Here is a 20,240-nt window from a genome sequence, read left to right as displayed (position 1 = left end):
GTTGATAGGCCGGAGGTGTACAGCAGTGATGCCCAGCCGACCGGTACTAATAGGCCGAGGGCTTATCTTTCATAAACCCTCAACAAAAACAACAACCATCGAAGACTGATTCTTTGATGAGACTGTTCGCGTCCACACCAACTAGCAACAAATGCTAGAACTGAACAATGGCTTGGCCACCCCAAGCAGCTCTGCATGGCAGCGAAAGCGCCGGCGGACGCGTGCGGGGGTGAGTCGATAGAGTTACGGCGGCCATAGCGAAGGGGAAATACCCGGTCCCATCCCGAACCCGGAAGTCAAGCCCTTCAGCGCCGATGGTACTGCAACCGAGAGGCTGTGGGAGAGTAGGACGCCGCCGGACAAAATTTCAGGTAGAGGCCGCCCTTCGGGGCGGCCTCTTCTGCTTTTACTGGCACTGAGTTTGTCAACGCGATGGTCCTCGGATCGTTCGAAGTCGGCTGCGGGAAGCAGCAGTGAGGAAGGCAGCTATGGCTGACGAGCGCCGTAGCAACAGAGGCGGTAAGCCCGCCGGACGCCCCGGGCGTCCGAAGAGCTCTGGTTCATCCACCGGTGGCCGTGGCGGCCGATCGGGTGACGGCAAGCCGGGCGCTGGTCGACCGAGTGGCGGTCGGCCGGGTGCTGGTCGTAGCAGCGACCGCCGTGATGGCGGAGGTGGCCGTGGCGGCGAGCAGCGTCGTGACGGTGGCCGCGGAGGCGACGAGCGTCGCGACGGCAAGCCGTCGACCGGGCGCGGTGGCTCTCGCGACGGCGGCCGCTCTGACGGTCCGAAGCGCTCCGACGGCCCGAAGCGTGGTGGCAGCAGCGACCGCAAGGGCGGTTACTCCAAGGACCGTGGCGGCAAGCCTGGTGGCAGGCCGCAGCGCCGCTTCGACGAGCCGCGCGAGGAGCGTACGGCGGATCAGCGGATCTACGACGGTCCGGAGCTGCCGGAGGAGGTGACCGGCAAGGAGCTGGACCGTGCGATCTCGGCTCAGCTGCGCGGTCTCCCGGAGAAGCTGGCGGCGCGGATCGCCCGTCACCTGGTCGCTGCCGACATGTTCATCGACTCCGACCCCGAGCTGGCCTACCAGCACGCCAAGGCTGCCAAGTCGCGTACGCAGCGGATCGCTGTGATCCGCGAGGCGCTGGGTGAGGCTGCATACGCTGCTGGGCACTACTCCGAGGCGCTTGCCGAGCTTCGCGCGGCGAAGCGGATGAACGGCGCCACGGCGTACCTGCCGATCATGGCGGACTGCCACCGCGCGCTCGGCCAGCCCGAGCAGGCGATCAAGCTCGCGCACAGCCCGTCGGTGGCGAACTTCGACGCACCGGCGAAGGCGGAGATGACGATCGTCGAGGCCGGCGCTCGTCGAGACATGGGTCAGTTCGACGCGGCTCTGCGGATCCTCGAGCAGTCGCCGCTCAACAACAAGAGCCGGGAATCCTGGGTCGTGCGGCTGCGCTACGCGTACGCGGACACGCTCCAGGACGCGGGCCGCGACAAGGACGCGCTCACCTGGTTCCACCGTACCTACGCGATCGACTCCGAGGAGATCACCGACGCCGCGGCGCGGGCCGAGGTGCTCGAGAAGACGGTCGAGAGGGACTGACGTCCGCCTCGAACGTGCCATCAGTGGCGATCGGCAGCTATGTCGGTCGCCACTGGCCGTTTTGCTCAGATAGTGGAGATCCTGGGCGCGGTAGGTAAGAATAGAAGTACAACTACATGCTTGTGATCCACTGGAGTGTTTCCTTCACGCACGATCGAGCCCGCTGGGGAAGGCGTAGCTCGCGCCGCAACGAAGGAGATATTCGGTGACCACTCAGATCAAGGACCCGAGCGCCTCGCGTGGCATCGCACGAGGCGTTGTGTTCGTGCATTCGGCTCCCTCCGCGCTCTGCCCTCACATCGAATGGGCCGTTGCGGGGGTTCTCGGCGCGCCGGTGAACTTCGACTGGACGGCGCAGCCCGCTCAGGCCGGCACCTATCGAGCCGAGCTCTTCTGGTCCGGTGCGGTCGGTTCCGCGGCGGCGATCGCGTCAGCGCTGAAGGGATGGACGCACCTGCGCTTCGAGGTCACCGAGGACGGCACGTCGACCTCCGAGGGTGCGCGCTACTCCTTCACCCCCGACCTCGGCGTCTTCCACGCCGTCACCGGGATGCACGGCGACATCATGATCCCCGAGGACCGGCTCAAGGCCGCGGTCGTCAAGGCCGCCCTCGGTGACACCACGCTCGAGCTCGAGGTCGACAAGCTCCTCGGCAAGCCGTGGGACGACGAGCTGGAGACGTTCCGTCACGCGGGGGAGGGCGCCCCCGTACGCTGGCTGCACCAGGTCGTCTGAGCGACCCTCGTCGGCCGCAGAGCACGGCCACGAGAACGCCGAGTCATGACGCGCCGACTCGGCGTTGTTTTTGGTCAGGACGCGCCGACTCGGCGTTGTTTTTGGTCAGGACGCGCCGACTCGGCGTGATTCGGGTCAGAGTGGGATGTTGCCGTGCGCACCGCGACGCACGCCGACGGCCTGGATCGCTTCCTCGAAGGCGGCCGCGATCGCGCCGCGGGTCGCCGACGGCTCGATGACTTCGTCCACGACACCGATCTCCACAGCCTTGTCGACACCGCCGGCAAGGCGCTCGTGCTCGGCCGCGAGCTCCGCCTCGACCTGAGGACGGAGGTCGGGGGCGACCTCGGCGAGCTTGCGGCGGTGCAGGATGCGGATCGCGGCGACCGGGCCCATGACCGCGACCTCCGCGCCCGGCCAGGCGAAGACCTTGGTGGCGCCGAGCGAGCGGGCGTTCATGGCGATGTAGGCGCCACCGTAGGTCTTGCGGGTCACCAGGGTGACCCGGGGTACCACGCACTCCCCGAAGGCGTGCAGGAGCTTGGCGCCGCGGCGGACGACCCCGTCCCACTCCTGGCCGACGCCGGGCAGGTAGCCGGGGACGTCGACGACGACGATCAGTGGGACGCCGAGGGCGTCGCAGAGGCGTACGAACCGGGAGGCCTTCTCCGCGGAGAGGGAGTCGAGGCAGCCGCCCAGTCGCAGCGGGTTGTTGGCGACCACACCGACGGTGCGACCACCGAAGCGACCGAGCGCGGTGACGATGTTGGGGGCCCAGCGAGCGTGCAGCTCCTGCGCGGTGCCCTCGTCGAGGATGTTCTCGACCAGCGGGTGCACGTCGTAGGCGCGCTTCTTCGACTCGGGCAGCTGCTCGGCGAGGTCCTTGTCCTCGACGGCGGCGACGTCGAGGCCGCCCTGGGAGCCGAGGAGGGAGGTGACCGTGCGGGCCTTGTCGAGCGCTTCGCGCTCGGACTCGGTGAGGATGTGTACGACGCCGGAGCGGCGGCCGTGCGGCTCGGGACCGCCGAGGCGGAGCATGTCGACGTCTTCGCCGGTGACGGAGCGTACGACGTCGGGACCGGTCACGAAGATGCGGCCCTCGGGGCCGAGGATGACGACGTCGGTGAGGGCCGGACCGTAGGCAGCGCCACCGGCGGCCGGGCCGAGCACGACCGAGATCTGCGGGATCTTGCCACTGGCCTGCGTCATCGCGTGGAAGATGCGGCCGACCGCGTGCAGGGAGAGTACGCCCTCGGCCAGCCGGGCACCGCCGGAGTGCCACAGGCCGATGATCGGGATGCCGTCGGTCATCGCGCGGTGGTAGGCGTCGACGACCACACGGCAGCCGAGGTCGCCCATCGCGCCGCCCATAACGGTGGCGTCCGAGCAGAAGGCGACCGCTCGCGTGCCGTCCACCTCGCCGACGGCGGCCAGCATGCCGGACTCGTCATCGGGGGAGATGAGCTGGACGGTGCCCTCGTCGAAGAGCGCCCTGAGACGGGTCAGCGGGTGACGAGAGTCCTGGTCGCGAGGAAGCTTCTGCTTCCTCGCGGGAGCAGGCGCTGTGATGGTCATCAGATGCTTCCGTAGACGACCGCCACGTTCGCGCCACCGAAACCGAAGGAGTTGTTGAGGGCCGCGATGTCGCCGACCGGCAGGTCGCGGGCCTTGGTGGCGATGTCGAGCTCGACCGCGGGGTCGAGGTTGTCGAGGTTGATCGTCGGCGGCGACTGGCGGTTGTGGATCGCCAGGACGGTCGCGACGGTCTCGAGGGCCCCGGCGCCACCCAGCAGGTGGCCGGTCATCGACTTGGTCGAGGTGACCACGACGTTCTCGACCTGGTTGCCGAGGGTGGCGTGGAGCATCAGGCCCTCGGCGATGTCGCCCTGCGGGGTCGAGGTCGCGTGGGCGTTGACGTGGACGATGGTGCTCGGGTCGATGTCGCCGTCCTCGAGCGCGCGCTTGATGGCGCGGCTGCCGCCACGACCCTCGGGGTCGGGCTGGGCGATGTCGTGGGCGTCGGCGGTCACACCTGCGCCGAGGACCTCGGCGTAGATCCGGGCGCCGCGGGCCTGGGCGTGCTCGAGCGTCTCGAGCACGACGATGCCGGCGCCCTCACCGAGCACGAAGCCGTCGCGGCCGGTGTCCCAGGGGCGGCTGACCGTGGTCGGGTCGCCACCATCGGGGCCGGAGGCGGTCTTGGACAGCGCCATCATGTTGGCGAAGGCAGCCATCGGCAGCGGGTGGATCGCTGCCTCGGTGCCACCGGCGAGCACGACGTCGGCGCGGCCCAGACGGATCTGGTCGGCGGCCAGGGCGATCGCCTCGGATCCGGAGGCACAGGCGGAGATCGGGGTCTGAGCCGCGGCACGGGCGCCGTAGATCAGCGAGATGTTGGCTGCCGAGGCGTTGGCCATCAGCATCGGGACGGCCAGCGGGCTGACCCGGCGCGGCCCCTTGGCCAGAAGCGTGTCGTAGTTGTCGAGCAGGGTGGTGACGCCGCCGATGCCGGTGGCGACAGCGACACCGAGGCGCTCACCGTCGAGTCCGGCCTCGGTCGCGGTGCCCTCGAAGCCGGCGTCCTTCCAGGCCTCGGCCGCGGCGACTACGGCGAACTGCGCGGAGCGGTCCAGGCGTCGGGCCTTGACCCTCTCCAGGACCTCGGACGGCTCGACGGCGACACGGCCGGCGATGCGTACGGGAAGGTCCTGGGCCCACTCCTCGGTGAGCTCGCGGATGCCGGAGCGGCCGGCGATCAAGGCATCCCAGGTGGTGGCTACATCTCCGCCGACCGGGTTGGTGGTGCCAAGTCCGGTGACGACGACTCGGGTGCGGCTGCTCATGTGGTCTCCGTGTGAGGTGTTGGCGCGTTGGGTCAGGTGAAGCAGGTCCGGCGGCTCGGCCTGGGAGGGTTGGCCGAGCCGCCGGGGCGCGTCAGGCGTTCGCGGAAGCCTTCTCGATGAAGCTCACCGCGTCGCCAACGGTCTTGAGGTTCTTGACCTGCTCGTCGGGGATGGATACGCCGAACTTCTCCTCGGCAGCGACGACGACCTCGACCATGGACAGCGAGTCGACGTCGAGGTCGTCGACGAAGGACTTGTCGAGCTGAACGTCGGCAACATCGATGCCGGCGACCTCGTTGACGATCTCGGCGAGGTCGGAGCGGATCTCTTCGGTGGTGGCCATGTGTGGTGCTTCCTCTCGGATTTTCTGTGTGGTGAAACTCTGGGGTGGTGCAGGACTACGGAACGACGACGACCTGGGCTGCGTAGACCAGTCCGGCGCCGAACGCGATGAGCAGGGCGGTGTCGCCCGACTCAGCCTGACCCTCCTCGATCATCCGCTCAAGAGCAAGCGGGACCGAGGCGGCCGACGTGTTGCCCATGGTGGCGATGTCGCGGGCGATCTTGACCGACTCCGGCAGCTTCATGGAACGGGCCAGGGCGTCGACGATGCGCATGTTGGCCTGGTGCGGGACGAAGCAGTCGAGCTCGTCGGCCGTGATGCCGGCCTTGTCGAGCGCCTCCTGACCGACCTTGGCCATGGAGTAGGAGGCCCAGCGGAAGACGGGGTTGCCCTCCATCGTCAGCCAGGGAGTCTCCTTGGCCTCGATCGCATCGAACCAGTCGGGGGTCTGGATGTGATCAGCCTTGTCACCCGAGGAACCCCACACGACCGGGCCGATCCCGGGCTCCTCGCTCGGGCCGACGACCGCGGCGCCCGCGCCGTCGGCGAAGATGAAGGCGGTGCCACGGTCCTGCGGGTTCGTGATGTCGGAGAGGCGCTCGACACCGATGACGAGTACGTTGCGGGCGCTGCCGCCGCGGACGAGGTCGTTGGCCATCGCGATGCCGTGGCAGAAGCCCGCGCAGGCCGCCGAGATGTCGAAGGCGGCCGGGTGGTCGGCGCCGAGCTCGTCAGCGATCAGCGCGGCGACCGCGGGGGTCTGGCGCAGGTGGCTGACGGTGGCGACGATGACGCAGTCGATCTGGTCGATGCCGATCTTGGCGTGCTCGAGAGCCTTGCGGGAGGCGGCGACCGACATCATCTGCACGGTCTCCTCCTCCGTGGCCCAGCGACGCTCGGTGATGCCGGAACGGGTGCGGATCCACTCGTCGGAGGAGTCGATCAGATCGACGATCTCGCTGTTGGGGATCACCCGGCTCGGGCGATAGCCGCCTACGCCGAGGATGCGGGCGTGCGGGGAACCTGTCGGGGCAGAGATCACGAGTGCTGGACTCCTGTCGGGTGCAGACGCAGCAGCGGCTGACCGGGGGAAACGAGGTCGCCGTCCTCGACGAGCCATTCGATGACCTCGCCGCCGTGGGCCGAGGTGATCGCGATCGTGTCGCGGAGGCTGGCGATGGCGCCGATCTCGGCGCCGGCCGGAATCACGTCGATCCCGGACACGGTCTCGGAGAGCTTGAAGGTGCCCTTGGACGGCGCGACGACCATCCGCCAGGTCGGCGTGGTCTCGATCGGGTTGGCCTCGCCGTGCTTCTCGACGAACGCGCGGGCGTCCTCGAGCTGGTCGGGAGTCTTCAGGGCGAAGGTCTCCACGCCCTTGAGGGCACGCTTGGCGATCCCGGTCAGGGTGCCGGCCGGCGGCATCTCCAAGATGCCGGTCACGCCGATGTCGGACATGGTCTCGAGGCAGAGGTCCCAGCGCACCGGGTTGGCGATCTGGCCGACGATCCGGTCCAGCGCCTTGGCTCCGTCGTGGACGACCTGGCCGTCCTTGTTGCTGATCAGGCGCGTACGCGGGTCGTGGGTCGAGACGCTCTGGGCCAGCCGGGTGAGGTGACCGACGGCGGGCTCCATGTGCTTGGTGTGGAAGGCGCCGGCGACGCTGAGCGGCATCAGCCGGGCCTTGGCGGGGGGATCGGCGGCGAAGGCCTCGAGCTGCTCGAGGGTGCCTGCGGCGACGATCTGGCCGGGGCCGTTGTCGTTGGCGGGGGTGAGGCCGTGCTTCTCGATCGCGGCCAGCACCTCCTCGCGTACGCCGCCGAGGACCGCGGTCATGCCGGTCGGCGTCTTCGCGGCGGCCTCGGCCATGGCCTTGCCCCGCTCACGGACGAGCACCATCGCCTGCTCGGCGCTGATCGCGCGGGCGCCCGCGGCGGCGGTGATCTCACCGACGCTGTGGCCGGCGACGGCGCCGATCTTCGCGAAGGCGTCCGCGGGCTGCGGGAAGAGCTGCAGGGCGGCGACCAGGCCGGTGGCGACCAGCAGCGGCTGGGCGATCTCGGTGGCGCGGATGGTCTCTGCGTCGGCATTGGTGCCGTAGTCGATCAGGTCGATGCCTGCGACGGTCGAGAGCCACTCCATACGAGCGGCAAAAGCGGGGTCCTCCAGCCACGGGGTGAGGAATCCTGGTGTCTGAGCACCTTGTCCTGGGGCGACAATGACGAGCACGCAACGATGTTCCCGTCTGGAGGGGTGTCGGTTCACCTTCAGTGGCAACGAATATCTGTCGCGCAATCTTGTAGGGGTTCTACAACTTGCGTCGCTGCCAGGGTTAGTGGTCCTGTTGCCGGCCGAGAATCAGGGCGACCTGCAGGGCGAGAGCGTCGCGCGAATCGGTCGGGAGGAACCCGGTGAGCTCCGCGACCTGCTTGAGCCGGTAGCGCACGGTGTTAGGGTGCACGAAAAGTGTGCGACCGGTGGCCTCGAGGCCACCTCCGGCGGCGAAGTACGCCGCCAGGGTCTCGATCAGGGTGCTGCGGGCCTCCACCAGCGGCCGGTAGAGATTCTCGATCAGGTAGCGGTGGGCCCACGCGTCGCCGGCCAGGGCACGCTCGGGCAGGAACGACTGGCTGCGTGCCGGGCGCGGCGCATCGGGCCAGCCTGGCGCGGCCCGGTAGGCGGAGAGAGCGGCCCGGGCGGACTCCGCGGCGGTGGCGAGCCCGGCGGCCATCGGTCCGACCACGACGGGGCCGTCGGCGAACAGGTCGGCGATCCGCTCGGCGGCCTCGAGGGGGTCGTCGATGCCTCCGAGCAGGGCCACGAGGCGGTCACCCTGGACCGCGCACAGGGTGTGCAGGTCGTGGGCGCGGGCGCGGCGGCGTACCTCCTCCATGGCAGCGTCGAGGCGGACGCCGTCGGGGGCGTGGCCCAGCACCGCGCACAGCGGCAGGTCGGCGTCCCAACCGAGCGCGCTGGCCCGGGAGAGGACGACCTCGTCGGTCTCGGCTCGCAGGACCGCGTCGACCACGAGCGCCTCGAGCCGGGCGTCCCAGGCGCCGCGCTGCTCGGCGGCGCGGGCATAGACCTCGGCCGTGGCGAAGGCGACCTCACGCGCGTAGCGGCCGATCGCCTCGTGGACGTCGGCGGCGTCCTCGGGTCCGAGGAGGTGGTCGATGTTGGCCTCGACCACCTCGATGGAGAGGCGGACGAGGTCGACGGTCTGCTGGAGCGTGATGATGCCGGTCAGCGCGCGAGGCGCGACGCCGAACATCGACGCGGCCAGGTCGGGCTTGGCGGTGTCGGCCGAGGCGCCGCCGCCGTACCAGCCGACGAACTCCTTGATGCCGGCCTGGACGATCAGGCCGACGAGGGAGCGGTTCTTCGCGGAGAGGTCCTTGAACCACGGCATCGCGTCGTCCATACGCGACGTGGCGGCCGTCGCCAGCCGGCCGGTCGCGCGCCGCAACGCCGCCGCCGTCCGCCGACGCGTATCGAGGGTCGCCTGATTGGTCACACTGCTGATCCTTCCACCTGGAGATGCGGCCGGGGGCCCGGAACAGTCGCTCCGAGCCGGCGCAAGTGTCTCAATCGTCTGAGACATTCGCGCCGACTCGTTCGCGTCAGCGTGGATCTCGACCCGCTTCGCGCCTTCGCAAGCTCAGCCGCTGCGCTCGCTCGATCCCTTCGCGTTGCGACCTGCGACTTCGTCGCAGGTCGCAGGCTCAGGCGTCTCCGCCCTCCTGCATGATGCCCTTCGTCGCCGTCGGGTCGTCGATGCGGTAGGTGTCGAAGGCCTTCTTCGCCAACGAGGCGTCGATCTCGCCGGCCTCGGCCAGTGCCTGGAGGGCCTGGACGACGACGGACTCGGCGTCGATCTGGAAGAAGCGACGCGCGGCCGGGCGGGTGTCGGCGAAGCCGAACCCGTCGGCACCGAGGACCCGGTAGTCGTCGGGCACCCAGCGGGCGATCTGCAGCGGGACGGCCCGCATGTAGTCGGAGACCGCGATGACGGGGCCGCTGGTCGCCGAGAGCTTCTCGGTGACGTACGGCGTGCGCGGGGTCTCACCGGGATGGTTGAGGCTCCACTGCTCGGCGTCGATGGCGTCGCGGGCGAGCTCGTTCCACGAGGTGACCGACCAGGTGTCGGCCTTGACGCCCCAGTCCTCCTCGAGGATGCGGGCAGCCTCCTCGACCCACGGGAAGCCGACGCCGGAGGCGAGCAGGCGGACCTTCGGGCCGTCTCCTTCGGCGGTCGAGACCTGGTGGATGCCCTTCAGGATGCCCTCGAGGTCGACGTTGTCGGGCTCCTTGGGCTGGCTGACCGGCTCGTTGTAGACGGTCAGGTAGAAGATGACGTTCTCGCCGTGCGGGTGCTCCTCGGTCGAGCCGTACATCCGCTCGAGGCCGCTCTGCATGATGTGGGAGACCTCGTAGGCGAAGGCCGGGTCGTAGTGCACGACCGCCGGGTTCGTCGCCGCCAGCAGCGGGGAGTGACCGTCGGCGTGCTGGAGGCCCTCACCGGTCAGCGTGGTGCGACCGGCGGTGGCGCCGACCAGGAAGCCGCGGCCCATCATGTCGGCCATCGCCCAGATCGAGTCGCCGGTGCGCTGGAACCCGAACATCGAGTAGAAGATGTAGAACGGGATCATCGGCTCGCCGTGGGTGGCGTACGCCGTGCCGGCAGCGGTCGCCGACGCCAGTGCCCCCGCCTCGGAGATGCCCTCGTGCAGGAGCTGGCCCTGCGCGGACTCCTTGTAGGAGAGCAACAACTTCCGGTCGACCGACTCGTACTGCTGGCCGCCGGGGTTGTAGACCTTCGCGCTCGGGAACATCGCGTCCATGCCGAACGTGCGGTACTCGTCGGGCGCGATCGGGACGATCCGCTTGCCGATCTCCGGGTCACGCATCCAGTCCTTGAGGAGCCGGACGGTGGCCATCGTGGAGGCGATCTTGTTCTTGCCGGAGCCCTGCTTGAGCTCGGCGTAGACCTTCTCGCCCGGCAGGGTGAGCGGCTTGAACTCGACCCGGCGCTGGGGGAGCGGGCCACCGAGCTGCTTGCGGCGCTCCATCATGTATTCGATCTCGGCCGATGCCGGACCCGGGTTGAAGAACGGCGCCGCGCCGGTCTGCTCGTAGGTCGACTCGAGCTCCTTGTCGGAGATCGGCAGGAGCAGACGGTCGCGGAACTTCTTCAGGTCCGCCATGGTCAGCTTCTTCATCTGGTGGGTGGCGTTCTTGCCCTCCAGAGCGTCGATCGTCCAGCCCTTGATGGTGTGGGCCAGGATGACGGTCGGCTGCCCGACGGTCTTGGTGGCCGCGTCGAAGGCCGCGTAGACCTTGCGGTAGTCGTGGCCGCCGCGAGGGAGCTTGCGGATCTGCTCGTCGCTCATCTGCTCGACCATCTTGCGCAGGCGCGGGTCGGAGCCGAAGAAGTTCTCCCGGACGTAGGCACCGGTCTCGACCGAGTAGGTCTGGAACTGGCCGTCGGGGGTGGAGTTCATCTTGTTGACCAGGGCGCCGTCGACGTCCTTGGCGAGCAGCTGGTCCCACTCGCGGCCCCAGATGACCTTGATGACGTTCCAGCCGGCGCCGCGGAAGTTGGACTCCAGCTCCTGGATGACCTTGCCGTTGCCGGTCACCGGGCCGTCGAGCTGCTGCAGGTTGCAGTTGATCACCCAGACCAGGTTGTCGAGCTCCTCGCGGGCGGCCACGCGGATGGCGCCGAGCGACTCGGGCTCACCCATCTCGCCGTCGCCGAGGAAGGCCCACACCCGCTGGTCGGAGGTGTCCTTGATGCCGCGGTTCTGCAGGTAGCGGTTGAACCGCGCCTGGTAGATCGAGTTGATCCCGGTCAGGCCCATCGAGACCGTCGGGAACTCCCAGAAGTCGGGCATGAGGCGCGGGTGCGGGTAGGAGGAGATGCCCTTGCCGACGCCGTGCTGCACCTCCTGGCGGAAGCGGAAGAGCTGCTCCTCGTTGAGCCGGCCCTCGAGGAAGGCACGCGCGTAGATGCCGGGGGAGGCGTGGCCCTGGATGAAGACCTGGTCGCCGCCGCCCGGGTGGTCCTTGCCGCGGAAGAAGTGGTTGAAGCCGACCTCGTAGAGGCTCGCGGAGGACTGGTAGGTGGCGATGTGGCCGCCCACCTCCAGGCCCTTGCGGTTGGCGGAGGAGACCATGACGGCGGCGTTCCAGCGGATGAAGGCCCGGATGCGTCGCTCGATGTCCTCATCGCCCGGGAACCACGGCTCGCGGTCGGAGGGGATGGTGTTGATGTAGTCCGTGCTGCGCAGCGCGGGGACCCCGACGGACTTCTCTCGGGCTCGTTCCAGCAGACGCAGCATCATGTAGCGGGCTCGCTCGCGTCCGCTCGACTCGAGCATCGCGTCGAACGAGCCGAGCCACTCACTGGTCTCTTCGGGATCGATGTCCGGAAGCTGGGTCGGTAGACCCTCGTGGATTACGGTCGGCTGGGCGGGGGTCGGGCCCTGCGGACCACCAGTCGTCTCGGTGGATTCTTCGGTCACATCCTCAATGGTCGCACGCGGTCCAGGGCGGTCACCCATCCGCGGTGGGTTACTGGGCAGTAGGCGATTTCTGCTGGTCAACCCCTGAAATTCATTGGGTACGCCGAGTTGCTAATCTGCCGCCGTGACCGGTCTGGATCGTGACAATGCCGCTGCTGACGTCTTGGTGGTAGGTGAGGCGCTGGTCGACGTGGTCACGACGCCCGACGGCGTGACCCGGGACCACCCCGGCGGAAGCGGGGCCAACGTCGCCGTGGCGCTCGGCCGGCTCGGTCGACCAGTGCGGTACGCGGCTTCATTCGCTGATGATGCTCGCGGGCGCTCCTTGGCTGCTCACCTGGCTGATTCGGGTGTCGTGATGGCGTGCGACCCGCACGTGCTCGACCGCACCTCGACCGCGCAGGCCACCATCACGGCCGACGGGTCGGCGACGTACGTCTTCGACCTGGAGTGGAGGCTCGGCGAGATCGCGGTGGGGACGCCTCGGTTCGTCCACCTCGGCTCGCTCGCGCCGGTGCTCTCCCCGGGCGCCGAGACGGTCTTCGCGCTGCTCGACGGGCTTTCCGACTCCGTCCGTGTCCTCTACGACATCAACATGCGGCCCACGCTGACCGGAACCGGCCAGGAGGTCGTCTCACGGATCGAGCGGGCGGCGGCGTACGCCGATGTGGTCAAGGCGAGCGACGAGGACCTGGAGACGCTCTACCCCGGCTTCGGGCTCGACAAGGCGGCCGCACGGCTGCTCGAGCTCGGTGCCGGTGCGGTCGCGGTGACCCGCGGCGGCGACGGCGCCAGCTGGTTCACCGCGTCCGAGCGGATCGACGTGGCGGCTCAGCAGGTGACGGTCGTGGACACCATCGGTGCCGGCGACACCTTCTCCGCGGGCCTCGTCGACGCGCTCTGGGACGACTTCGGGCGCGACCGGCGCGAGGTGCTCGCCCACGGCGTCCGGGCGGCGGCGGTCACCGTCTCGCGTGCCGGTGCCAACCCGCCGACCCGGGCCGAGCTCGAGGGCTAAGCCGCGAGGCGCTCGGCGAGCGTACGTCCCAGCCAGGCCGAGGAGCGGACCGAGCTGCCGCATCCGGCCAGGAGCAGGCCGGGCGCGGGCTCGTCGAGGACCAGCTTCTTCTCGGCGATGTCGACGCCCCACAGGATCTGCTCGACCTTGGCGTCGCGAAGCCAGGGGAGTGCGGTCGCGAGGCCACTCTCGAGGAGGGCCTCCCAGTGGTCGACGGGACCGCTGAGGTCGTCGTCCTCGACGATGTCCTCCTGGCCGACCAGCACGCGCAGGTGCCCCTCGACCGACTTCACGAAGGCATAGCCGAAGCCCTCGCCGACCGGCACGATCGTGTGCGGCATCCGCTCCCGCTCGGGAGGGACGGGGAGGTCGAGCACGAAGAGCTGGCGCTTCTCGAGCTCGGCCTCGCTCTGCGGGAAGAGGCGGGCGTTGGCGGCGCCCAGCGCGAACAGGACCCGCTCGGCGCGGATGGTGCCGCGGGTGGTCTCGATCAGGTGGCCCGAGCCGTCAGGACGTACGCCTTCGACGACCGCGCCCGCGATGACCTGTGCCCCGGCGTCGGCGGCTCGCTCGAGCAGGTGGGAGACGAGCCGGGTCGCGGAGATGTTGAGCGCCGGGATGTGCTCGCCGGTGTGGAGCAGGTGGTAGGTGTTCTCGATCGCGGCCAGGTCGACGCCCTCGGCGATCAGGCCCTGCACGAACTCGGCGGTCTCGGTGGTCATCTCCCGCTTGACCGGGTCGGCCCAGGTCCAACGGATGCTGCCGCCCGAGTAGCGGTAGGTGGAGACATGGCCGGGGTCGTCGTCCGGGTCGTCGCTGAGCACCACGATCCGCAGCTCCGGTGACATCCGCGCCAGGAAATAGGCTGTCGCGGCGCCGATCGGGCCGGCTCCGCAGATCGCCACGTCGGCCTCTACGAGAAGTTCAGCGGTCAGGTCGGCGGGGAGATCAGTCAACGAAGTCCTTCCGGGAGGTACATCAGGCCTGTGCGCGAATATGCGTCCAGGAGGCTATCGGCTGGGGTGCGACCCGCGCTCAGCAACCGGTCCAGACAGTCGAGGTGGCCGGCCTCCGGCATGCCGGCCAGCGCCCGGCGAGCGGCCGTGAGCACGTCACCCGCGCCGGCTGAGATCTCGGGGTCGGAGAACGCGTCGGTCGCGGAGCGTTGGTGCAGGTCGCGGCTGGGTCTGTCGGCAAGACCCGGCAGGTCGTCGGCGAGGCAGACGCCCAGTGTCAGTGCCGCCCCGGCGAGCAGCAGGTCGCGGGAGAGGAAGGCGTCGAAGGCCTTGAACTCGATGCGTCCCTCCTCGCGCGGGATCCGTGGCGGGTGGACCATGGTGAGCTCGGCACCCGCGGGCGGCTCGACGAAGCAGCGCGCCGCCACCCGTCGCCAGGTGCGCTCGTAGGTGCGCTTGCTGGGTCCGCGCCACGCCCGGCCGGCGTGGAAGGGCGAGCTGAAGCTGAACGGCACCATGAAGGGGCTGTAGTAGGTGAGCCGGCGGGTCACCTCGACGACCTGTTCCGCGGTCAGCCCGGGGAAGGAGAGGTTGATGTCGGGCCCGTAGCTCAGGTTGGAGACCTCGGCGTGGTCGTACTCACGATGCTCGGCCCGCATCTTCTGCTCCCACTCGTTGAGCGGCGGTTCGAGGACGTACGCCTCACGGACCGGGTTGAAGCCGACGATGCCCAGGCTCAGGCCGAGGGGGGCAAGGCGCTTGGAGAGGTCGTCCTGCAGATCGGTCAGCCGGTCGGCGGCCTCGGTGGTGCTCGAGCAGATCGGGGTGCGGATCTCCACGCCCTTGACCAGCATCGTGGTGAAGGTGCCGTCGGTGCTGAACCGCTCGTCTCCCTCGAGGTACCAGTAGCCGCTCTTGATCCCCAGGTCACCGCGGACGAGTTCCTCGTCGGTGGTGCCGGAGCCGTCGGCAAGGGCGCGTTGGAGGGTGTCGAAGTCGAGGTCCCCGAAGTCATGGAAGATGCCCGTGTCGCGAAACGTGCCCGCGCCTACGTCGGGTGACTCCGTCACCAGGGCATACTCGAACTCGAACCCGGCGGAGTAGAGCACGGCGCAACTCTAGGGCAGCCCGCGGGCCGTCATCCGCATTTCTCGGAAATTAGGTTAGGCTCCCCTCATGTTTCGCGCGGTGAAGCCGGAGTCAAAGCCGGAGACGCGGGTCGTGGTCACCTCGACCCGGCGTCTCAGCGCCGGGATGACCCGCGTCCATCTCCGCGCCGAGGACCTCTCCGCGTTCGAGGGCAGCGTGTGCACCGACCGGTTCGTACGCCTGGAGATCCCGGTCGGCGACGGCACAACCGTGTGTCGCACCTACACGGCGCTGGACCCCTCGGTCGCCGAGGGGACTCTCGCCGTCGACTTCGTGCACCACGGCGACGAGGGCGTCGCCGGCCGGTGGGCTGCCACGGCTGGCCCGGGTGACGTGCTCACCCTGCGCGGGCCGGGCGGGACGTACGCTCCGGACCCGGCCGCCGACTGGCACCTGCTCGTCGGCGACGAGTCCGGCCTGCCCGCGATCAGGGCGGCGCTCGCTGCGCTGCCGGCCGACGCGGTGGGCTACGCGGTGATCGAGGTGCCCTCCGCGGAGCATCTCCAGCAGGTCGAGGCGCCGGCCGGGGTCGAGGTGCGCTGGCTGGAGGCCACCGTCGACCCGCCGTTGGAGTCCGTCGTACGCGAGCTGCCCTGGCTGCTCGGCCGGGTGCACGCCTTCGTGCACGGCGAGGCCGAGGTCACGATGCAGCGGATCCGTCCCTACCTGCTACGTGATCGTGGGGTGCCGCGCGGCGACCTGTCGATCTCCGGCTACTGGCGCCGCGGGAACAACGAGGACAGCTTCCGTACGTGGAAGCGCGGACAGGCTGCCGACCGCCGAGCTGCCTACGCGACCCACTGAGGCTCAGGCCCGTCGCGGGACGATCTCGGTCGGCCCGTCGACGCGGGCGCTGACCCAGGCACGGTGGAAGTCGCTGCCGGGGGCGATCTCGGCGCGGCGCTCGGGCTCGTGGAGCAGGTCGACGGGGCACTCGATCCGCTGACGGGCGACGGGCTCGGCGCGGGGACCGGTGTGCGCCTCGATGGCCTCGGCCAGCGCTGCCGCGACCGGCTTGCGCCGGTGGTCGACGGTGAACAGCCCGAGGTCGTACTCCCGCTCGGGGAAGTCGACCAGCGACCGGTCCAGGTCGTGCGAGCACCACCAGGTGATGCCGAACAGTGCCGGGTTCTGGGCGACGTGGTCGATCGTGCCGGTGACGAACTCGCGCACGCCGTCGGGCCCGATCTCCGGCAGGGGAGCGCCGATCTCCTGGAGCCAGACCGGACGCCCCGGCTCCGTGGCGTACGCAGCGGCCAGCTCGACCAGGTAGTCGGCGTGCGTGAGCGTGGCCGGGCCCAGGGGCGCGTCGATGGCGCCGACGCCGTTGAAGACCCAGGAGTGGACGGTGGACAGGTCGCCGAGCGTGGTGACGTCGGCGGGGCCGAAGGGGTGGTCGGGCGCGTAGAAGGCGTCGTCGAAGAGCGAGTGGAGGCAGAGCAGTCCGGGAGCGGCCCTGCGGGCGGCCTCGAGCAGCTCCTGGGCCCAGGAGCGGGACTCGGCGATGGTGGTCGGGTTGGACGGCCACAGGTTGTTGACCTCGTTGCCGAGGGTCAGCGCGAAGACGTTGTCCCGGGAGGCGACGGCGCCGGCGAGGGTGTCGACGTACGTCCGCAGACCCGCGCGCACCTCCGGGTGACTGAACAGCGAGCGCTGGTGGTGGGTGAGGACCCACGAGGGCAGGAAGTCGAAGCTCGACAGATGACCTTGGACCAGGTCGACGCAGACGTCGAGACCGCGGGCGGCCGCCAGGTCGATGGTGGTCAGCACGTCGTCGACCGCCGAGGACCGGATCAGCGAGCGGTTGGGCTGGATCCACGGCCAGACCGGGAAGATGCGTACGTGGTCGAGACCGAGGCCGGCGAGGTCGTCGAAGTCGCGAGCGATCTGGTCGCCGTCGAAGTCGAGCCAGGAGTAGAACCAGCCGGATGAGGGCACGTGGTTGGCGCCGAAGCGCAACGGGGCGGTCGACGTCGGGGTTTTCGGCACCCGGGCAATATAAGTGACGCCCGAAGCGGACGAGCCAGAAGCGAGGACAGCACTGATGCACGACGACATTCACCTCACCGAAGGCCGGGTGAGCCGGGTCCTCAAGGAGCGCCTGTGGCCGGCGGTCCACACCACCGCGGCGCCCGTGAACCTCGAGTGGCACGAGCTGCCAGGGGAGCCGGTCGCCGTCGCGGACGGGCTGGCACTGACGTACGAGCCCGTCGAGGTCGGCACCGAGTGGGGTCCGGCCTGGGGGACGACCTGGTTCCGGATCACCGGGACCGTGCCCGCGGCATGGTCGGGAAAGCGGGTCGAGCTGGTCTGCGACCTCGGCTTCGACGTCAGCCGGACCGGGTTCCAGTGCGAGGCGCTGGCCTACACGGCCGCCGGAGAGCCGATCAAGAGCCTCAACCCGCGCAACCAGTGGGTGCTGGTGGCGCCGGAGGCCGTCGGGGGTGAGGAGATCGAGCTCTTCCTGGAGGCCGCGGCCAACCCGCTTCTCCTCGAGCACCACCCGTTCCTGCCGACGCAGGAGGGTGACATCCAGACCTCGTCGAAGCGGAAGCTCTACACGACACGTCGCATCGAGCTCGCCGTCTTCGAGCAGGAGGTCTTCGAGCTCTGCCTCGATCTGGAGACGCTCCACGAGCTGCAGGTCGAGCTGCCGGCAGGGCCGCGGAAGTCGCGGATCCTGCAGGCGATGGACGACGCTCTGGACCGGGTCGACCTGCAGCGGGTCGCGGAGACGGCGGCTGCCGCCCGCTCGGTGTTGAGCGGGGTGCTGGAGCCGGTCGCCCACGAGTCCGCGCATCAGATCGCCGCGATCGGCCATGCCCACATCGACTCCGCCTGGCTGTGGCCGGTGCGCGAGACGATCCGCAAGGTCGCCCGCACCGCCTCCTCGATGACCGAGCTGATCGAGGAGGACTCCGACTTCCGCTACGGGATGTCCTCGGCCCAGCAGTACGCCTGGCTCAAGGAGCACCGGCCCGAGGTCTACGCGCGCGTGCAGGCCGCCGTCGCCGAGGGTCGCTTCATCCCGCTGGGCGGCATGTGGGTCGAGTCCGACACCACGATGCCGTCAGGGGAGTCGCTGGTGCGGCAGTTCCTCTACGGACAGCGGTTCTTCGAGGCCGAGTTCGGGATGCGTTGCCGCGGGGTGTGGCTGCCGGACTCGTTCGGCTACTCGCCGGCGCTGCCGCAGCTGATGAAGCGGGCGGGTTTCGAATGGTTCTTCACCCAGAAGATCTCCTGGAACCAGGTCAACAAGTTCCCGCACCACACTTTCGAGTGGGAAGGGATCGACGGATCCCGCATCCTGAGCCACTTCCCACCGATGGACACCTACAGCTCCCAGCTCTCCGGCGCGGAGGTCGCCAAGGCCTCGCGGCAGTTCCAGGAGAACCGGGTCGCCACCAGCTCGATCGCGCCCGTCGGCTGGGGCGACGGTGGCGGCGGCACCACCCGCGAGATGGCGGGCAAGGCCCGCCGTCTGGCTTCTCTCGAAGGCTCGGCCCAGGTCTCCTGGCGCCACCCGGACGACTTCTTCGCCGAGGCCCGCGCCGAGCTTCGCAACCCGCCGGTCTGGGTCGGTGAGCTCTACCTCGAGCTCCATCGCGCCACCCTCACCTCGCAGCACCTCACCAAGCAGGGCAACCGGCGCTGCGAGCACCTGCTGGTCGAGGCCGAGCTGTGGTCCGCGACCGCCGCGGTCCGTGGACTTCTCGACTACCCCTACGACGAGCTGGACGCCTTGTGGCAGCAGGTGCTGCTGCAGCAGTTCCACGACATCCTGCCCGGTACGTCGATCGCGTGGGTCCACCGCGAGGCGGTCGCCCACTATGCGCGGGTCGCCGCGGCAGCCGAGGACCTCATCGAGCGAGCGCTCACGGCTCTCGCCGGCGAAGGCACGCTCGCGCTGAGCGCCGACGGGCGCTCGGGTGCGGTGGTGGCGGCACCGCCCATCGGGGGCGTCTCCGTGGTCGAGGAGGGTGGGACGTACGTCTTGGGCAACGAGCTCGTCCGGGTCACGGTCTCGGCCGAGGGACTGATCACCTCGGCGCTCGACCTGGCGACCGGTCGCGACGCGATCCCGGCCGGGGCGGAGGCCAACCTGCTGCAGCTCCACCAGGACTTCCCGAACATGTGGGACGCCTGGGACGTCGACCGGTTCTACCGCAACCGCGCCACCGACCTGCGTGAGGTCTCCTCGATCTCGGTGACGCCCGACGGGCTGGTCATCGAGCGACCGATCTCCGCCGACTCCTCGACCGTGCAGACCCTGTCGCTGGCTCCGGGGTCGAGGGTGCTGGAGATCGCCCAGCGCACCGAGTGGAACGAGACCGAGAAGTTCCTCAAGGTCACCTTCCCGCTCGACGTACGCGCCGAACAGACGCTCGCCGAGACCCAGTTCGGCTACCACCGCCGACCGACCCACACCAACACCTCCTGGGAGGCGGCGAAGTTCGAGACCTCGATGCACCGCTGGGTGCTGGCCGAGGAGCCCGGGTTCGGGGTCGCGCTGGTCAACGACTCGACGTACGGCTTCGACGTCACCCGGCCGACGGCCCTCACGACCGAGGTGCGGCTCTCGCTCCTGCGCGCGCCGCGGTTCCCCGATCCGGAGACCGACCAGGGCGTGCAGACCCACCGCTACGGCCTGGTCTTCGGCGCTTCGGTCACGTCCGCGACCGAAGCGGGGGCCGCGCTCAACACGCCTCCTCGTGAGGTCGTGGGCGCCCAGGCTGTCGAGCCGCTGGTGACCGTCTCCGGGGAGGGGCTCGTGGTCTCCAGCGTGAAGCTCGCCGCCGACCGCTCCGGCGACCTGGTCGTGCGGGTCTATGAGTCCACCGGCGCGCGTAGGCAGGGGGAGCTGCGCGTCGAAGGACGGTACGGACGGGTCAGTGAGGTCTCGCTGCTCGAGGATCCTCTTGCCGAGGTGAGCGCCGAGGGAGGGGCGGTCGCGCTCGGTCTCGGCGCGTTCGAGGTTCGTACGCTGCGGTTCCATCGCAGCTGACGTACGACGCGCTTCTGATCGGGATCGATCAGCACCAGGGCCACCGCGATGTGCTG

15 protein-coding genes and 1 rRNA gene are annotated in these 20,240 nt (G+C 69.5%); 6 read left to right on the top strand and 10 right to left on the bottom strand.

Going from position 1 to position 20,240, the window contains the following annotated elements; all coding sequences use genetic code 11:
- The first annotated feature begins 244 nt into the window (after positions 1-244).
- The 3 genes from rrf (at position 245) to ACIRON_RS29605 (ending at position 2,346) form a co-directional block, all read left to right on the top strand.
- Positions 245-361 (top strand): 5S ribosomal RNA (gene rrf, locus ACIRON_RS29615).
- A gap of 127 nt (positions 362-488) precedes the next feature.
- A complete protein-coding gene (locus ACIRON_RS29610) occupies positions 489-1,610 on the top strand; it encodes a tetratricopeptide repeat protein (protein WP_402998613.1) in 1,122 nt (373 codons plus the stop codon).
- Between the two features lie 244 nt (positions 1,611-1,854).
- Entirely contained in the window at positions 1,855-2,346 is a 492-nt protein-coding gene (locus tag ACIRON_RS29605; protein ID WP_201451419.1) for a DUF3145 domain-containing protein, read from the top strand.
- A gap of 135 nt (positions 2,347-2,481) precedes the next feature.
- Here the strand turns inward: ACIRON_RS29605 and ACIRON_RS29600 are convergent, their stop codons facing one another.
- From ACIRON_RS29600 to aceE, 7 genes are all read right to left on the bottom strand, one after another.
- A complete protein-coding gene (locus tag ACIRON_RS29600; RefSeq protein WP_402998611.1) occupies positions 2,482-3,921 on the bottom strand; it encodes an acyl-CoA carboxylase subunit beta in 1,440 nt (479 codons plus the stop codon).
- Positions 3,921-5,189, bottom strand: a complete 1,269-nt coding sequence (locus tag ACIRON_RS29595; RefSeq protein ID WP_402998608.1) for a beta-ketoacyl-[acyl-carrier-protein] synthase family protein — start codon at positions 5,187-5,189, stop codon at positions 3,921-3,923. Before ACIRON_RS29595 ends, ACIRON_RS29600 begins: the two co-directional genes overlap by 1 nt.
- Before the next feature lie 91 nt (positions 5,190-5,280).
- Positions 5,281-5,532, bottom strand: a complete 252-nt coding sequence (locus ACIRON_RS29590; protein WP_091051955.1) for an acyl carrier protein — start codon at positions 5,530-5,532, stop codon at positions 5,281-5,283.
- A gap of 55 nt (positions 5,533-5,587) precedes the next feature.
- The gene (locus ACIRON_RS29585) at positions 5,588-6,574 is read right to left on the bottom strand and encodes a beta-ketoacyl-ACP synthase III (protein ID WP_402998605.1); all 987 of its coding nucleotides are present in this window, start codon (positions 6,572-6,574) and stop codon (positions 5,588-5,590) included.
- Positions 6,571-7,761: an acyltransferase domain-containing protein gene (locus ACIRON_RS29580; RefSeq protein WP_402998602.1), complete on the bottom strand. Its 1,191-nt coding sequence runs from the start codon at positions 7,759-7,761 to the stop codon at positions 6,571-6,573. Before ACIRON_RS29580 ends, ACIRON_RS29585 begins: the two co-directional genes overlap by 4 nt.
- A gap of 103 nt (positions 7,762-7,864) precedes the next feature.
- Positions 7,865-9,046, bottom strand: a complete 1,182-nt coding sequence (locus ACIRON_RS29575) for a PucR family transcriptional regulator (RefSeq protein WP_402998599.1) — start codon at positions 9,044-9,046, stop codon at positions 7,865-7,867.
- A 208-nt stretch (positions 9,047-9,254) separates the two neighbouring features.
- A complete protein-coding gene (aceE, locus tag ACIRON_RS29570; RefSeq protein WP_402998597.1) occupies positions 9,255-12,095 on the bottom strand; it encodes a pyruvate dehydrogenase (acetyl-transferring), homodimeric type in 2,841 nt (946 codons plus the stop codon).
- 85 nt (positions 12,096-12,180) lie between these two features.
- On the opposite strand from aceE, the gene ACIRON_RS29565 reads away from it, so the two are divergent.
- Complete coding sequence (locus ACIRON_RS29565) at positions 12,181-13,074, top strand: carbohydrate kinase (protein ID WP_402998594.1); 894 nt, start codon at positions 12,181-12,183, stop codon at positions 13,072-13,074.
- Here the strand turns inward: ACIRON_RS29565 and ACIRON_RS29560 are convergent.
- Together ACIRON_RS29560 and ACIRON_RS29555 are read right to left on the bottom strand one after the other, a co-directional pair.
- Positions 13,071-14,030, bottom strand: a complete 960-nt coding sequence (locus ACIRON_RS29560) for an NAD(P)/FAD-dependent oxidoreductase (RefSeq protein WP_402998591.1) — start codon at positions 14,028-14,030, stop codon at positions 13,071-13,073. The genes ACIRON_RS29565 and ACIRON_RS29560 overlap by 4 nt on opposite strands.
- Positions 14,027-15,139 (bottom strand): glutamate-cysteine ligase family protein, encoded by a 1,113-nt coding sequence (locus ACIRON_RS29555; protein WP_402998589.1) that lies wholly within the window; start codon positions 15,137-15,139, stop codon positions 14,027-14,029. The genes ACIRON_RS29560 and ACIRON_RS29555 overlap by 4 nt, the downstream gene beginning before the upstream one ends.
- Positions 15,140-15,206: 67 nt before the next feature.
- Between ACIRON_RS29555 and ACIRON_RS29550 the strand changes: the two genes are divergently transcribed.
- A complete protein-coding gene (locus ACIRON_RS29550; RefSeq protein WP_402998586.1) occupies positions 15,207-15,983 on the top strand; it encodes a siderophore-interacting protein in 777 nt (258 codons plus the stop codon).
- A gap of 3 nt (positions 15,984-15,986) precedes the next feature.
- Here ACIRON_RS29550 and ACIRON_RS29545 read toward each other — a convergent pair whose 3' ends face one another.
- A complete protein-coding gene (locus ACIRON_RS29545) occupies positions 15,987-17,168 on the bottom strand; it encodes a glycosyl hydrolase (RefSeq protein WP_402998584.1) in 1,182 nt (393 codons plus the stop codon).
- A 55-nt stretch (positions 17,169-17,223) separates the two neighbouring features.
- Here ACIRON_RS29545 and ACIRON_RS29540 point away from each other — a divergent pair, with 55 nt between their 5' ends.
- Positions 17,224-20,184, top strand: a complete 2,961-nt coding sequence (locus ACIRON_RS29540) for an alpha-mannosidase (protein WP_402998582.1) — start codon at positions 17,224-17,226, stop codon at positions 20,182-20,184.
- The last annotated feature ends 56 nt before the right edge of the window (positions 20,185-20,240 follow it).

Source organism: Nocardioides sp. NPDC101246, from assembly GCF_044767415.1.
Taxonomy (GTDB): Bacteria; Actinomycetota; Actinomycetes; order Propionibacteriales; family Nocardioidaceae; genus Nocardioides.
The sequence above is the reverse complement of the archived record's forward strand: the minus strand, read 5'-3'. Positions and strand labels throughout refer to the sequence as shown.

Bases quoted from the DNA above. Each gene is read 5' to 3' on its own strand.
- ACIRON_RS29600 (WP_402998611.1), bottom strand. From the start codon at position 3,921: ATGACCATCACAGCGCCTGCTCCCGCGAGGAAGCAGAAGCTTCCTCGC.
- ACIRON_RS29550 (WP_402998586.1), top strand. From the start codon at position 15,207: ATGTTTCGCGCGGTGAAGCCGGAGTCAAAGCCGGAGACGCGGGTCGTG.
- ACIRON_RS29590 (WP_091051955.1), bottom strand. From the start codon at position 5,532: ATGGCCACCACCGAAGAGATCCGCTCCGACCTCGCCGAGATCGTCAAC.
- ACIRON_RS29610 (WP_402998613.1), top strand. From the start codon at position 489: ATGGCTGACGAGCGCCGTAGCAACAGAGGCGGTAAGCCCGCCGGACGC.
- ACIRON_RS29540 (WP_402998582.1), top strand. From the start codon at position 17,224: ATGCACGACGACATTCACCTCACCGAAGGCCGGGTGAGCCGGGTCCTC.
- ACIRON_RS29595 (WP_402998608.1), bottom strand. From the start codon at position 5,189: ATGAGCAGCCGCACCCGAGTCGTCGTCACCGGACTTGGCACCACCAAC.
- aceE (WP_402998597.1), bottom strand. From the start codon at position 12,095: ATGGGTGACCGCCCTGGACCGCGTGCGACCATTGAGGATGTGACCGAA.